Annotated in this window: 11 protein-coding genes; 9 read left to right on the forward strand and 2 right to left on the reverse strand. The window is 74.6% G+C overall.

The window, feature by feature from the left end; translation table 11 throughout:
- Positions 1 to 2: 2 nt before the first annotated feature.
- A complete protein-coding gene (locus I003_RS0101085) occupies positions 3 to 773 on the reverse strand; it encodes an SAM-dependent methyltransferase (protein ID WP_027769781.1) in 771 nt (256 codons plus the stop codon).
- A 170-nt stretch (positions 774 to 943) separates the two neighbouring features.
- Here I003_RS0101085 and I003_RS0101090 point away from each other — a divergent pair, with 170 nt between their 5' ends.
- On the forward strand, positions 944 to 1,792 hold the full coding sequence (locus tag I003_RS0101090; RefSeq protein ID WP_027769782.1) for an ATP-binding cassette domain-containing protein: 849 nt from the start codon (positions 944 to 946) through the stop codon (positions 1,790 to 1,792).
- Positions 1,789 to 2,460 (forward strand): hypothetical protein, encoded by a 672-nt coding sequence (locus I003_RS0101095; protein WP_027769783.1) that lies wholly within the window; start codon positions 1,789 to 1,791, stop codon positions 2,458 to 2,460. The genes I003_RS0101090 and I003_RS0101095 overlap by 4 nt, the downstream gene beginning before the upstream one ends.
- Before the next feature lie 42 nt (positions 2,461 to 2,502).
- On the opposite strand, the gene I003_RS0101100 is transcribed toward I003_RS0101095, so the two are convergent.
- Positions 2,503 to 3,705: an anhydro-N-acetylmuramic acid kinase gene (locus tag I003_RS0101100; RefSeq protein ID WP_027769784.1), complete on the reverse strand. Its 1,203-nt coding sequence runs from the start codon at positions 3,703 to 3,705 to the stop codon at positions 2,503 to 2,505.
- Positions 3,706 to 4,003: 298 nt separating this feature from the next.
- Between I003_RS0101100 and I003_RS0101105 the strand changes: the two genes are divergently transcribed.
- The 7 genes from I003_RS0101105 to I003_RS0101135 all read left to right on the forward strand — a co-directional run bounded on the left by I003_RS0101105 (position 4,004) and on the right by I003_RS0101135 (position 14,657).
- Positions 4,004 to 5,353, forward strand: a complete 1,350-nt coding sequence (locus I003_RS0101105; RefSeq protein WP_027769785.1) for an extracellular solute-binding protein — start codon at positions 4,004 to 4,006, stop codon at positions 5,351 to 5,353.
- Entirely contained in the window at positions 5,350 to 6,321 is a 972-nt protein-coding gene (locus tag I003_RS0101110; protein ID WP_027769786.1) for a carbohydrate ABC transporter permease, read from the forward strand. Before I003_RS0101105 ends, I003_RS0101110 begins: the two co-directional genes overlap by 4 nt.
- A 14-nt stretch (positions 6,322 to 6,335) precedes the next feature.
- On the forward strand, positions 6,336 to 7,148 hold the full coding sequence (locus I003_RS0101115; protein ID WP_027769787.1) for a carbohydrate ABC transporter permease: 813 nt from the start codon (positions 6,336 to 6,338) through the stop codon (positions 7,146 to 7,148).
- 116 nt (positions 7,149 to 7,264) lie between these two features.
- Entirely contained in the window at positions 7,265 to 10,486 is a 3,222-nt protein-coding gene (locus tag I003_RS0101120; RefSeq protein ID WP_027769788.1) for a glycoside hydrolase family 38 N-terminal domain-containing protein, read from the forward strand.
- 21 nt (positions 10,487 to 10,507) lie between these two features.
- A complete protein-coding gene (locus tag I003_RS0101125; RefSeq protein ID WP_027769789.1) occupies positions 10,508 to 12,220 on the forward strand; it encodes a class I mannose-6-phosphate isomerase in 1,713 nt (570 codons plus the stop codon).
- Positions 12,217 to 13,581 (forward strand): ROK family protein, encoded by a 1,365-nt coding sequence (locus I003_RS0101130; RefSeq protein ID WP_027769790.1) that lies wholly within the window; start codon positions 12,217 to 12,219, stop codon positions 13,579 to 13,581. Before I003_RS0101125 ends, I003_RS0101130 begins: the two co-directional genes overlap by 4 nt.
- Before the next feature lie 71 nt (positions 13,582 to 13,652).
- Positions 13,653 to 14,657 (forward strand): LacI family DNA-binding transcriptional regulator, encoded by a 1,005-nt coding sequence (locus I003_RS0101135; RefSeq protein WP_486584060.1) that lies wholly within the window; start codon positions 13,653 to 13,655, stop codon positions 14,655 to 14,657.
- Positions 14,658 to 14,667 lie beyond the last annotated feature (10 nt).

Raw genomic sequence — 14,667 nt, forward strand, 5'->3', positions numbered from 1 at the left:
CCTCACCCCTTCCGGCCCACGCCACCGAAGTGGTCGACCTCCTCCGGCTCCCCGCCGCCCTCCGGCCGCCACCGGGAGCACGACACGACGCCCGGCCCGACCAGCTCCAGGCCCGTGAAGAAACCTTCTATCTCCTCCGGCGTGCGCAGCACATACGGCACCGCGCCGCTCCTGTTGTACGCGTCCTGCGCCCGCCGGGCCTCCCGGTGCACCACGCCCGTCCCGTCGCTGAGCGCCAGATGGCTGCCCGCCGGGAGGGCGTCGACCAGGTGGGCGACGATCCGGCGCGCCTCGTTGTAGTCCGCGACGTGCCCCACGATCCCGCTGAGGATCAGCCCCACCGGCTCGTCGAAGTCCAGCGTCTTCGCCGCGCCGGTCAGCACCGCGTCCGGCTCCTGCAGATCGGCGTTCACGTAGCCGCACACCCCGGTGGGCCGGGAGACCAGCAGGGCGCGCGCGTGCGCGAGGACCATCGGGTCGTTGTCGACGTAGACGACCCGCGCGGTGGGGTGGACCCCCTGCGCCACCTCGTGCGTGTTCTGGGCCGTCGGCAGCCCGGTGCCGATGTCGAGGAACTGGCGTATCCCGGCCTCGGCCGCGAGATGGCGCAGGGAACGGGTGAGGAAGGCCCGCGAGGCGCGGGCGACGTCCACGATGGCGGGCGAGACCCGTACATACGCCTCGCCCGCGAGCCGGTCGACGCGGTAGTTGTCGCTGCCGCCGAGCCAGAAGTTCCAGATCCGCGCCGACTGCGGCACGGTGGTGTCGATCACCGGCGCTCTTTCGCCGCCATCCGCGTCCCCCATCAGAACTCTCCCGCCCACCGGTCGTGCTTGAAGCCACACAAAGTAGTCCAACGGCCCGTTCACCGTAAGCGATCCGGCCACCTCCGTGCCGTCCGGAGCGCTCGCCGTGCCCCCGCCGCCATGGGATCATCCGTTCCATGAGGCTGGACGGTGTCGGACGGCGCTACGGCAGACGCGAGCCCTGGGTGCTGCGCGGGGTCGACCTGCGGGTGCCGGCGGGTGCGCTCGTACGTGTCGAAGGCGCCAACGGCGGCGGCAAGTCGACGCTGCTGCGGCTGCTGGCCGGCATCGACCTGCCCAGCGCCGGGCGCGTCGCCGGCCGCCCCGCGCGCACCGCGTACGTGCCGGAACGGTTTCCCGTCGCCCTGCCGCTGACGGCCCTCGGGTATCTGACACACCTGGGCCGGGTGCAGGGGCTGCGCGGGGCGGAGGCGCGGCGGCGGGCGGGCCGGTGGCTGGAGCGGTTCGGGGCAAAGGACTCGGCGCGTACGCCGCTGGAAGAGTTGTCGAAGGGCGGGAGCCAGAAGGTGGCCGTGGCGCAGGCGCTGCTCGCGGAGCCGGACCTGCTGGTGCTCGACGAGGCGTGGACCGGGCTGGACGCGAGGGCGCGGGCGGAGCTGGACACGGCGGTGGGGGAGCGGCTGGCGGCGGGCGGGGCGGTCGTGTTCGTCGACCACGACCCCCGGCGGCTGGCGGACGTACCGTGCGCCGCCTACCGCGTGGGAGGCGGACGGGTCGTCGCCCGGCCGGCGGGCGGCGGGCCCGCGGTGGTGGTCGAGGCGGTCGGGGAGCCGGGCTCCTCCGTACCGGGCGGCCTGCCCGGGGCGCCGCTCTGCGAGGAGCTGCCCGGCGGCGGCTGCCGGCTGACGGTGCCCGCCGCGCACTCCGACGCGCTGCTGCGTGCGCTGCTCGACGCCCGCCCCGGCTGGCACATCCGCGGCGTGCACTCCGTGGCGCACGCGCCGGGGGAGGAGCCGGCGCCGTGACCGCGCTCGTGCGCTACCAACTCGCCCTGCTCGCCCGGTCGCACCGCTGGCTGCCCCCGCTGCTGGTGTACGCGGCGGCGGTCGCCGTCGGCGTCCAGCCGGGGCAGGCGGTGCTGGACTCGCTCGGGGGCGCCGCGGCGGCGGTGCTGCCGGTCGCCGCGTGGCTGGTGCGGGTGTGCACCGGGGTGGAGCCGCCCGCCGCGCGGGCCTGCCTGGCCGCGGCCGGGGGCCCGGCGCGGGCCCATCTGGCGAGCCTGACCGCGGCGTTGGCGGCGGCGTGCACGCTGGGTGCGGCGGGCGTGGCCGTCGTCGTGCTCATCAGCGGCGCGCACGGCTCGGACCGGGCCGCGGACACCGCCGTCCCGGTCGCGGCGGCGACGGGCGCGGGGCTGCTGGCGACGCTGACGTGCGCGCTGCTGGGGACGGCGGTGGGCGCGCTGTGCAACCGGCCGCTGCTGCGCAGCCGGGCGTGGACGGTGCCGGCGACGCTCGCCGGCGCCGGGGCGGTGCTGGTGGCGGCCGGCTCTCCCGCGAACGCCGCCGTGACGGGCCTGGTCAACGGCTCCCGGGCGGCGGAGGTGCCGGTGCCGCTGCTGCCGCTGACGGGCGCGGCCCTGGCGGCGGCGGCGACCGCGGCGCTGGCGGCGGCGCTGAGCGCCCGGCGCTGAACGCGGTCCGGCGCGGGCGCCGCCGGTCCGGTCTTCCCGCCGTCACACCACCCGCAGCCGCACCGGCGCCTGCGCCGCCGGTTCCGGCAGCCGCAACGGCCGGGCCCCGGGCGTGATCGACCCCAGCAGCGCCGCCTCGCGCGCGCCCGTCGCCGACGGGACGGACGCCGGCAGCCCGCACACCGTCAGAAAGCCCAGCAGCGCGAAGAGATACCCCTCCTTGCCCTGCGACGACAGCCCATGGTCCTCGATCGGCGACACCCGCGCCGGTGCGCACAGCTCCGCGAGCCGCGCCATCAGCGCCGGGTTGCGCACCCCGCCGCCGGAGACGACCAGCTCCTCCACCCGGTACTCCCGGCACGCCGCCGCCACCAGCTCGGCGGTCAGCTCGGTGACGGTGGCCACCAGGTCGTCCAGCTCCGGCCGCACGCCCGCGGCGGCCACCTGCTCGCGCAGATACGCCCCGTGGAACAGCTCCTTGCCGGTCGACTTGGGCGCGGCCAGCGCGTAGTACGGCTCGGCCAGCAGTCTGCCCAGCAGCTCCCGGTCCACCGTGCCGCGCCGCGCCCGCGCGCCGTCGGTGTCCATCGTCGCGGCGCCGCCCGTGCCGTCGGCCACCGCCGCGTCGATGAGCGCGTTGGCCGGCCCCAGGTCGTACGCGACGATCCCGCCGGAGCCGCCGCGGACCGTGATGTTGGCGATGCCGCCGAGGTTCAGCGCCGCCCGCCGTGGGCCGGAGCCGTCGCCGAGCAGCAGCAGCGCGTCGAGGGTGGAGGCGAGCGGGGCGCCCTGGCCGCCGCGGGCGATGTCGCGGGTGCGTACGTCGGAGACGACCGGCAGCCCGGTGGCCTCGGCGATCCAGGCGGCGCTGCCGAGCTGGAGGGTGCCGCGGGCCCGCCGGCCCTCGACCCAGTGGTAGACGGTCTGCCCGTGCGAGACGACGAGGTCCGCGCGTCCGCCCGCCACCGTGTCGACGGCCCCGGCGGCCACCCGGCCGAAGAACCGGCCCAGTTCGGTGTCGAGCCGGCAGACCTCCGCCATCGTCGTGTGCGCCGGGGGCAGGCAGGCGGCGACGGCGCGGCGCAGTTCGCCGGGGAACGGGGCGCTGTGCAGACCGCGGGGGTGCAGGAGCAGGTCGTCGCCGGCCAGGCGCAGGTCGCAGACGGCGGCGTCCACCGCGTCGTACGAGGTGCCGCTGAGCAGGCCGACGACGGTGAGGGCGGGGGCGGGGTGCGGATCGGTCATCGGGCCATTGTCGTCGGCACGTTCGCGGGGGCCCGGGCGCCGTACGCCGGCGGTGTCGAGGTCGCAGGCCCGGCGGCCGGGTGCCGTCCTTGCGCAGAGGCGCGGCGACGGGCCTGCGACCCCACTGGGCCAGAACTATACATTTCGGGCATTCTGTCGCAAGGGAAAGCGCGGCCCGACTTGTCGGGCCCTCCAATGAAATTTCACTGCAAGCCCATTGACGTCCGCCGTTGTCGGCCGTCAAGCTCTGTCCACTGCGTGTTAACGATAACACGAGCGCGACCAAGGGAGCCGCCTGATGTCAGGTCGTCATCCGCCGATCCCCCCGCCACCCGCCGACCCCCGCACGACCACCGCCCACCCCACCCGCTTCGACCGCCGCACCCTCCTTCGCACCTCCGCGGCCGGCGCGTTCGCCACCGCCACCGGCGGACTGGCCGCCGCCTGCGGCAGCGCCGCGGGACAGGGACCCGGCAAGGTCGCCATCCACGGCGACAACGCCACCTGGGAGGCGCCGCTGAAGGCCGCCGGCGAGGCGCTCAAGGCCACCGCCGGACTGCAGCTCGTCCCCGAGGTCATCCCGTCGCTGGAATCCTTCGAGCAGATCGTCAAGTCCTCGCTGCGCACGAGCAAGACCCCCGACCTGCTCAAATACTGGTCCGGCTACCGGCTGCGCGACCTTGCCCGCACCGGCGGCATCGAGGACCTTTCCGAGCAGTGGGAGTCCGCCGAAACCCAGGGCTGGGTCGACCCCTCGCTGCGCGAGGCGTTCACCTACGACGGCCGCGTCTACGGGCTGCCGATGAACCTCGCCTACTGGGTGATCTTCTACAACCCCGAGGTCTTCGCGGAGCACCGCCTCAAGAAGCCCGAGACCTGGGACGACTTCCTCACCGCCTGCACAAGGCTGAAGGACAACGGCATCACCCCGCTGCACGGCACCACGGCCGGCCGCTGGCCCGCGTTCATCTGGTTCCAGGAGATCCTGAGCCGTCAGGACCCGCAGTTCTACGACGACCTGATGAACGGGCGCGAGCGCTACACCGACCCGCGCGCCCAACGCGCGCTGCGCACGATCGCCGGCTTCTTCGACAAGAACTGGTTCACCAGTATGGACATGGACCACAACAACGCCGCCGCGGCCGTCGTCCACGGGGACCTCGGCATGGTCGCCTGCGGCACCTGGCTGGGCGGCGTCTTCGCCGGCGCCGGCGCCAAGCCCGGCAAGACCGTCGACGCCTTCGTCCTGCCCATGGCCGACCCGGCGGCGCGCCCGTGCGTGATCTTCGAGTCGAGCGCCTTCGCCGTCACGGTCAAGGGCCCGGACAAACAGGAGGCGCTGAAGGCCGCCGGCGGCTGGCTGCACCCCGAGGTCGCCACCGCCTTCGCCCACGGCCTCTCCGACGGCAGCCCCAACCCGAAGGTCGAGCCCGCCAACGTGGTCATCGAAGGCGTCACCCGGCAGTCGAAGGACCTGTGGCTGCTCAACCGCTTCTGGGAACAGGGCCCGCCCGAACTCGTCGAGTCCACCGTGGACGACCTCGCGGGCATGCTCATCGACCCGCACTCGTACCGCAGCGGGCTGCGGACCATGCAGGAGCGCGCCGACGACGCGTGGAAGGTGTGGCGGGAGGCGGAGAAGTCATGACCGACATCGTGGGCAGCACGGCACACGCCGCCAAGCCCGTGCGCGTACGCCGCCGCATCCCGTTCCGCAGCCCGCACCAGGCCGCGGGGAAGACCTCGGCAGGCCGCAGGGGCGGCCCGTTCGCCGGCGTCCCCTGGGCGCTGCCCGCGCTCGCGTTGGTCGGCGTGCTGCTCGTCTACCCCTTCCTCCGCAGCATCTACGGCAGCTTCTTCGAGGACAACGGCTTCACCAGCAGCTTCACCGGCATCGACAACTACACGCGGCTCGCCGAGGACCCGATCTTCGGCCGCTCGCTGCTCAACACCTTCCTGTGGGTGGCCGGCACCCTGCTGCTGCCCGTCGTCACCGGCCTCGCCATCGCGGTGGCCACCCACCGGATGCGCCGCTTCGGCGGACTCGCCCAGATCGTCATCGTGCTGCCGTTCGCGATCTCCGGCGCCGCCACCGCCTCGCTGTGGCGCTTCATGCTCACCACCGACGGCGCGGTCAACCAGGTGCTGCGCGGCATCGGCCTCGACTCCTGGGCCCAGGGCTGGCTGCTGGAATGGCCGCAGAACACCCTCTCGATGATCGTCGCCAGTACCTGGCAGGCCACCGGGCTGAACGTCGTCCTCTTCGCCATCGGCCTGCGCGCCATACCCCGGGAGACGATCGAGGCCGCCGAACTCGACGGTGCCACCGGCTGGCGGATGTTCCGCCACATCACCCTGCCGCAGCTGCGTGCCGTGACGGTCGTGGTCGTCGGCATGGCCATCGTCAACAGCCTCAAGGCGTTCGACATGATCTGGGTCCTCACCCAGGGCGGTCCCTCGCGCAGCTCCGAGACGCTGGCGCTGACCATGTACCGCGAGGCGTTCCGGCTCTTCCACGTCGGCTACGGATCCGCCGTCGCGCTCGTGCTCTCCGTGATCGTCGTCGCCTCTTCGTGGCTCTATCTGCGCCGCCAGATGCCCGGTGCCAAGGACTGAGAGGAGACACCGACATGGGACGCCACATGCGCAACCTCTTCGTCGCCGGCTGCGTGCTGCTCTGGCTGCTGCCGCTCTACATCCTGATCGTGAACTCGCTGACCCCGGCCGAGGAGTTCACCGGCTCGGTCGACTGGACCCCGCAGGGCTTCGCCTTCTTCGACAACATCAAGTCCGCGTGGACCGACGCCGGCATCGGCGACGGCTTCGCCAGTTCGATGCTGTACGCCACGGTGTGCGGCGGCGCGGCCGTGATGGTCGCGGCCATGGCCGCATTCGCCGTCATCGTCCTGCCGATACCCAGGCCCGCCCTGTGGTTCTGGGTCATCTTCTCCGGGACGCTCTTCCCGCTGCAGATGTTCCTGGCCCCCCTCTTCGGCATGTACGCCGACGCCAACCTCTACGACACCCGCCTGGGCCTGATGCTCGTCTACGCCGCCTGGGCCATCCCCTTCGCGTTCTTCCTCATCCGCAACCAGATGACGACGATGCCGCCCGAGATCACCGAGGCCGCGATGCTCGACGGCGCGTCCATGCGCCGCATCTTCTGGCGCATCCACGTGCCGCTCATGCGCTCCGGGCTCGGTGCCGCGTTCATCTTCCAGTTCACCGCGGTCTGGAACGACCTGCTGTTCGGCATCACGCTCAGCCGCAGCCCGGAGATCCAGCCGGTGATGGCCGCCCTCAACTCCCTCACCCAGGCCTACAGCACCGCCGGGCCCCCGGTGGTCCTCGCCGGCGCGTTCATCGTCTCGCTGCCCACGCTCCTGGTCTTCCTGGTGTTCCGCGGGCTGTTCCTGCGCGGCATCACCGCGTCCGCCCGCTGACCGACCGCCCGCCCACGACCGACCGCCGACCCCGTCCGCCCGCCGACTCCTGCCGATCCCCCGAACCCGCCCGCCTCACCGCCCGCACCGCCGCGGGAGATCACGGAGACCACCGCATGACCACTCGGGCCCTCGTCAAGACCACCGACTGGGACAACGACCGCATCCGCGACAGCCTGCGCAGCAGCGTCGTCACCGCCGAGGGCACCCTCGCCGGCACCGCCCTGCGCCTGACCCAGGAGCCGCTGCTGAAGCACGCCGAGGGCGGCGGGCTGCTGCAGAGCCTGCGCGTCGAGGCCGCCGGCGGCGCCCTGCCCGCCGGCCTCGCGGCCGGTCTCGTCGTCCGCACCGGTTCCGGCACGGCGCTGCCCGCCGCGCCGGAGCCGGGCCCCGGCGGGTCCGTACGCCTGCTGCTGCCCGCCGTCGACACCGCCACCCGCATCGCCGTCGGCCTGACCGCCGATGCCGGTGGCGGGGCCGACGCCGGCATCGAGCTGACGCTCACCCCGCAGCGGCAGTGGACTCTCCACCTCGTCCACCACTCCCACCTCGACATCGGCTACACCGACCCCCAGGGCCGCGTCCTGGCCGAGCACCTGTCCTTCCTCGACTCCTGCCTGGAGCTGACCCGCGCCACCGACGACTGGCCCGCCGAGTCCCGGTTCCGCTGGTGCGTGGAGTCCTTGTGGTCGTTCAAGCAGTGGGCCGACGCCCGGCCCGCCGAGCAGGTCGAGGAGTTCGTACGGCGTGTCCGCGAGGGCCGCATCGAGCTGACCGCCATGCCCTTCAACCTGCACACCGAGACCTGCTCCACCGACGAGTTGCACGAACTGCTGCGGCTCGCCCACGAGGTGCGCGACGAGCACGGCGTCGAGTTCACCTCCGCGATGCAGACCGATGTGCCCGGCGCCGTGGTCGGCCTCGTCGACGCCCTCGCCTCCGCGGGCGTCAGGTACCTGTCCGTGGCGCACAACTGGGCCGGCCGGTCCGTCCCCCACCTCGTCGGCGGAGAGAAGCTGCCCCGGCTCTTCCGCTGGCGGGCGCCCAGCGGCAACAGCATCCTCGTCTGGGTCACCGACACCCCGCACGGTCTGGCCTACATGGAGGGCCCGCTGCTCGGCTTCGACACCGACTACTCCAGCGTCGACGACCTGCTGCCCGCGTATCTGACGTCGCTGGCCAGCAACCCCTACCCGTACCGCGGCGGCGTCTTCGGCTGGGCCATGGACGTCGCCGACATCAAACGCGAGCCGTACCCGTGGGACATCCTGCACCTGCGCGTGCAGGGCAAGTTCGGCGACAACGCGCCGCCCCGGCGGATCATCGCCGACACCGTCCGCCGCTGGAACGAGACCTGGGCCTACCCGCAGCTCAGGCTCTCCCGCAACGAGGACTTCTTCACCGACGCCGAAGCCCGCCTGGGCGAGGAGATACGCACCTTCGAGGGCGACTGGACGGACTGGTGGGTCGACGGCGTCGGCTCCGGCGCCCGCCCGCTGTCCCTCGCCCGCACCGCGCAGGCCACCGTCGCCGACGCGCAGACCCTCGGCACCTTCGCCGGCGTCCTCGGTGCCGCGGGCGCCGCCGACGACAGCCGGGACGCGGCCCCCGTCTACGAGGCGGTGTCCCTCTTCGACGAGCACACCTGGGGCGCCGGCGACCCGTGGACCCACGGCGACCACGGCGGCCACAGCGGCGAGGAGCAGTGGCACTGGAAGTACGGGCAGGCGCTGCGCGCGTACGACGACGGCAACTCCCTGCTCGACCGCGCCCGCGCCCGCCTCGGCCAGCGCCTTGCCGGCGCGCCCGGCGCGGTCTCGTACCACGTCGTCAACACCTGCTCCTGGGCCCGCACCGACGTGGTACGGATCTTCCTGCCGGAGAGCAGCGTGCCGCTGGAGCAGCGCGTGGCCGTCCGCGACGCCCGCACCGGCGAGCGGCTGCGGCACGAGGAGCAGGCGCAGGTCAACGAGGACCACCGGGACGCGGGCCGGTTCCTGCTGGTGTGCGTCGCCGACGTGCCGGCCGCCGGATCCGTACGCCTCGACGTCGTCGCCGACGCCGCGGACGGCGGTACGGCGGACGACGAGGGCACCGTCGTGAAGGCCGCCACCGGGTGGAACCCCACCGGCGGCACCGAGCAGGAGGATCCCGCCGAGACCTCCGCCGCCGCACACGCGCAGGCCGACCCCACGCTGCTGGAGAACGAGCACCTCGCGGTGCGCGTCGACCTCGCCCGCGCCTGCATCGCCTCCGTCGTCGACAAGGCCACCGGCCGCGAACTCGTCCGCGCTGACGCCGTCGCCGGCTTCAACGCCTACATCCACGACAGCTACACCACCGCCGGCGGCTTCAACCACAACTCAAGCCGCACCACCGCCTCCGACCGCCTGGAGCACCTCGGCAACCGCTCCGTCGCCCCGCCCGCCGCCCTCATCGCCCGCAAGTCCACCGCCACCGGCGAGATACTCACCTACGAGACCCGCCCCGCCGGCGCCAACCGGGTGCGTACGACGCTCACGCTGCCGCACGGCGCGGCCCGCCTCGACATCGACAACCGCGTCGACAAGGACGCCACCCTCGGCAAGGAGAGCGCCTACTTCGCGTTCCCCTTCGCCTTCGAGTCGCCCACCGTGCGCATGGAGGCCACCGGCGGCGCCACCGGCACCGGTCTGTCCGTCATCCCCGGCTCCGCCCTGCACATGCGGGCCGTGCGCCGCTGGGTGACGCTCGCCGAGGACGGGCTCGCGGTCGCCTGGGCCACCCAGGACGCGCCGCTCGTGCAGTTCGGGAACATCGCGCTGCCGTACGCGCCGTTCCCCAGGACGATGGGCCACGACGAGCCCGCCACCGTCTTCTCCTGGATCCACAACAACCTGTGGGACACCAACTTCCCCAGCGAGCAGGGCTTCGAGTTCACCTTCCGCTACAGCCTCGCCTGCGGCCCGGCCGACGCCCCCTCGGGCATCGCCCTCGGCGCCCGCACCGCCGCCGGGCTCAGCAGGCCGCTGCACGCCGTACGGGCCCGCGCCCCGCAGGCCGACGGCCCCGAGGTCACCGACGGGCTGGCGTTCGCGGAGGTCGGCGACCCGCGGGTGCGGCTCGTGGGCGCCACCACGCCCGGCGGCGATGCCGGGGAGGACGCGGTGCTGCTGCGGCTGCAGTCCTTCGCGGAGGAGCCCGTCGCCTGCCCCGTACGCGCACTCTTCCCCGTCACCGGGGCCCGACTCGCCGACTACCTCGGCCGTCCGGGAGACGACCTGCCGGTACGGGACGGGGAGGTCACCGTCGACCTCCCCGCCCTCGGCACGACCGCGGTGCTCTTCCGGCGCCGCTGAACCACACCCGAAGGAGACTGCGTGTACCGGCTCGACCCGCGCTACGCACCCGCCCCGCCGGCCGTCCTCACCACCGGCTGGCGGGCCGTGGCGGCGGAACTCCCCCACGGCCCGGCGGTAGTGGCCGTCGAGGGACCCCCGTCCGCGGACTGGGAGGCCCTCGCCGGCCGGCTCCGGCGCGAGCTGACCGCCCGCGGCACCACCGTGACCCTGCTCGACGTACGGGGCCACTACGCCCCACCCGACGAGGTCAGGCGCCGCACCGAGCGGCCGGAGGACGCCGCCGACCCGTACTACTGCAAGCTCGCCGAGAACCGCCTCGACGACCTCTTCGGCACCCCGCCCGAGGCCACCCGCCCCGGCACCGGGCTGCTGATCGTCTACGGCCCCGGCGCCGCCGTCGTACCGCACGACCTGCTCTGGTACGCCGACGTACCCAAGCGCCACGCCGAGGCCGCCGTCACCGCCGGCACCCCCGGCGCCAACCTCGGCCTGCCCGGCGAACCCTCCGACCTCCGGCGGCTGTTCTACGTCGACTGGCCCATGCTCGACCGCCACCGCGACGCCCTGGCCCGCCGTCTCGACGGCTGGCTCGACGTCCAGGACCCCGACCACCCCGTCCACCTCGACGGCGCCGGCCTGCGCACCACCCTGGCCGCGCTGGCCCGCCGGCCCGTACGCACCCGGCCGTACTTCAACTCCACCCCCTGGGGCGGCCACTGGGCCCGGCGCGAACTCGGCTTCGACTCCGCAGGACCCAACACCGCCCTCGGCTACGAGCTGATCGCCCCCGAGTCCGGCATCCTGATCGGCACCGGACCCGACGCGCAGGCCGAGGTGCCCTTCCAGCTCATGTGCGTCCTCGCCCCCGAGGACGTGCTCGGCGCCGAGGTGCACGCCCGCTTCGGTACCTCGTTCCCGATCCGCTTCGACTACCTCGACACCATCGGCGGCGGCAACCTCTCGCTGCACTGCCATCCGCGCGAGGCGTACATGCGCGAGCGGTTCGGCTGGCCGTACACCCAGCACGAGACCTACTACATGACGCTCGGCGACGCCGGCACCAAGGTGTACCTCGGGCTGCGCGAGGACGCCGACCTCGGGCAGTTCCGCAAGGAGATCGAGAAGGCGATCACCGACGCGGTGCCGATGGACCCCGAGGACCACGTGCTGGCCTTTCCGGGGGAGCAGGGGCAGCTCTTCATGATCCCGGCCGGCACGCCGCACGCCAGCGGCGTCGGCAACCTCGTCCTGGAGATCAGCGCCACCCCGTACCTCTACAGCCTCCGCTTCTACGACTGGCTGCGGCCCGGCGCCGACGGCAGGCCGCGGCCCATGCCGTACGAGCACGGGCTGGCGAACCTCGACACCGGACGCCGCGGCGAGGCCGTGGCGCGGGACCTGGTGCAGCCACCGCGGGAACTGCGCTCGGGACCCGGCTGGCGCGAAGAACTCCTCGGCGCGCTGGACGAGATGTTCTACGAGGTCAGGAGGTACACCCTGGACGAGGGCGCCGAGGCGGACGACGACACCGAGGACCGCTTCCACGTCCTCAACGTGGCCGAGGGCCGGGGGGTGACCGTGCACACCGCGGCCGGCGACACCCACGAACTGTCGTACGCCGAGACGCTGACCGTGCCCGCGGCGGTCGGCGGCTACCGTCTGGTGGCCGCCGCGGACGGCGGACCCGTGCGGGTCGTCAAGGCCCTCGTCAGGAAGGCCACCGGGCGTTGATTCCCGTCCTGGAGATCGGCGGCACGCACGTCACCGCCGCGCTGGTCTCCCCCCGGACCGCCGCCGTGGCCTCCCGCGTGCGGCGCCCGCTGGACGCGCAGGCCCGCGCCGGGGACATTCTCGGCGCGGTCCTGCGCTGTGCGCGTGCCCTGCCGCCGGTGCCGGCGGGGGCGCGGTGGGGAGTGGCGGTGCCGGGTCCCTTCGACTACGCGACGGGCATCGCCCTCTTCGAGGGCGTCGGCAAGTTCGAGTCGCTGTACGGGGTGGACGTGCGGGCGGCGCTGCTCGACGGGCTGCCGGGGAGCCCGTCGGGCGTCGCCTTCCGCAACGACGCGCACGCCTTCCTCGCCGGGGAGTGGACCGCGGGCGCCGCTCGCGGCCACACCCGCGCGGTGGGCATCACCCTGGGCACCGGGATCGGTTCGGCGTTCCTCGCGGACGGCGAGCTGCGCACGACGGGCCCGGGGGTGCCGCCGGAGGGCCGGATGGACCTGACCCGGATCGGCGGCCGGCCGCTGGAGGAGGTCGTCTCGCGGCGGGCGATCCTCGCCCGGTACGGGGCCGCCGCGGGCGCCGGCGGCGGACCGGGCCCGGGCCCCGGGGACGGCGGGGGAGCCGGCCCGGGAAGAGGCTCCGGGACGGCTGCGGGATCCGGAGACGGCTCCCGGCCGGCCGGAACGCACGGCGACCCGGCGGCTGCGTACGGCGCCGGGACCGCCGGCGTCCCCGGGCGCCCGTGGCCCCCGGCCGGCCCGGACGGCGTGACGGTCCCGGCCGCCGGCGCGGCCGTCGACGTGCGGGAGGTCGCGGAGCGGGCGCGGGCGGGGGAGGAGCGGGCCCGCCGGGTGCTGGAGGCGGCCTTCGGCGCGCTCGGCGCCGAACTGGGGCCCCGGCTGGCGGCGTTCGGCGCGACGACGCTGGTCGTCGGCGGCTCGATGGCGGAGTCCTGGGACCTGGTAGCCCCGCCCCTGGCCGCCGCCCTGGCGGCGGGCGGCTGGCCGCCGGCCGCCGAGGCCGCGGCGGGGGCCGCGGCCGGTACACCGCCGATCGACGGGCACGGCGAGCGCACGAGCGGGGACCCCGGTCCGGCGCGATCCGGTGGCCCGCCGGGAGCCGGCCGCCCTGCGCGGCCGGACCGTCCGCCGCACCCCGGCCCCCCGGCAGGCGGCCGGGCGCCTCGCGGCGGGCCTGACGCGGCGTGCCGGACGCGTACGCACACCGTGCCCCGCCCCGGCGTCCCGCCCGGCTCCGCTGCCCCACCCCCCGGCACCCGGCGGCCGGTACGCGCCCTCCTCGGCGAGGACGCCGGACTGATCGGCGCCGCTGCCGCCGCCTCCACCGGGCCGGAAGGCGCCGCGTGACCGCGGGCACCGGCCGCCCGGCCGGGTCACCCACCCTGCGGGACGTCGCCGAACGCGCCGCCGTCAGCGCGATGACCGTCTCCCGCGTCCTGCGCGACGACCCCAGGGTGCTGCCCGCCACCGCCGCCCGGGTCCGCGCCGCCGTCGCCGAACTCGGCTACCGGCGCAACGAGGTCGCCCGCAGCCTCCGCCTCGGCAGCGGCACCGGACTCGTCGGCCTCGTCGTCACCAACCTCGCCAACCCCTTCTACTCCCGCCTCGCCCTCGGTGTCGACGCCGTCGTCGCCCGGCACGGACTGAAGGCCGTCATCGGCAACACCGGTCAGGACCCCGGCACCGAACGCAGCCTCGTCGAGGACCTCGTCGCCCGCCGCGTCGACGGGATCATCGCCGTCCCCGCCGGCCGCGACCAGCGGCATCTGGCCGCCGCCGCGGCCGGGGGCGTGCCCGTCGTGCTGGCCAGCCGGCCGCCCGTGGGGTTCGCCGCCGACCACGTCCTCGTCGACGACTACGGCGGCGCCCGCGCGGCGACCGAGCGGCTGATCGCCGCCGGACACCGCCGCATCGGCTTCCTCGGCTCCCCTCCCGCCGTCTACACCGGAACCGAACGGCTCCGCGGCTACTCCGCGGCACTCGCCGCCGCCGGGCTGCCCGTCGAGGACACCTGCGTACGGCAGGGCCAGCAGCAGACCGCCGAGGCCGCCCGCGCCGCCGCAGGGCTGCTCGCCCTGCCCGATCCGCCGACCGCGCTGTTCTGTTCCAACAACCGCAACACCATCGGCGCCTTCCGCGCCATCCGCGAGGCCGGCACCGACACGGCGCTGGCCGGCTTCGACGACTTCGAGATGGCCGACACGCTCGGCCTGCCGCTCACCCTCGTCGCCTACGACATCGACGAACTCGGCCGCGAGGCCGGCCGCCTGCTCCTCGCCCGCCTCGCCGAACGCGCGGGACCCGCTGCCGGATCCGGCACAGGCTCCGGTACGCAGGCAGGCACGGCCACCCCGCCGGCTCCCCCGGAGCGGCGCATCATGGTCCCGACCACCCTCGTCGCCTACGGCACCCCCGACCCCTGACGGGTTTCCC

The sequence above is a fragment of the Streptomyces sp. CNQ329 genome (assembly GCF_000482585.1).

Bases quoted from the DNA above. Each gene is read 5' to 3' on its own strand.
- I003_RS0101090 (WP_027769782.1), top strand. From the start codon at position 944: ATGAGGCTGGACGGTGTCGGACGGCGCTACGGCAGACGCGAGCCCTGG.
- I003_RS0101120 (WP_027769788.1), top strand. From the start codon at position 7,265: ATGACCACTCGGGCCCTCGTCAAGACCACCGACTGGGACAACGACCGC.
- I003_RS0101105 (WP_027769785.1), top strand. From the start codon at position 4,004: ATGTCAGGTCGTCATCCGCCGATCCCCCCGCCACCCGCCGACCCCCGC.
- I003_RS0101115 (WP_027769787.1), top strand. From the start codon at position 6,336: ATGGGACGCCACATGCGCAACCTCTTCGTCGCCGGCTGCGTGCTGCTC.
- I003_RS0101135 (WP_486584060.1), top strand. From the start codon at position 13,653: ATGACCGTCTCCCGCGTCCTGCGCGACGACCCCAGGGTGCTGCCCGCC.
- I003_RS0101100 (WP_027769784.1), bottom strand. From the start codon at position 3,705: ATGACCGATCCGCACCCCGCCCCCGCCCTCACCGTCGTCGGCCTGCTC.
- I003_RS0101110 (WP_027769786.1), top strand. From the start codon at position 5,350: ATGACCGACATCGTGGGCAGCACGGCACACGCCGCCAAGCCCGTGCGC.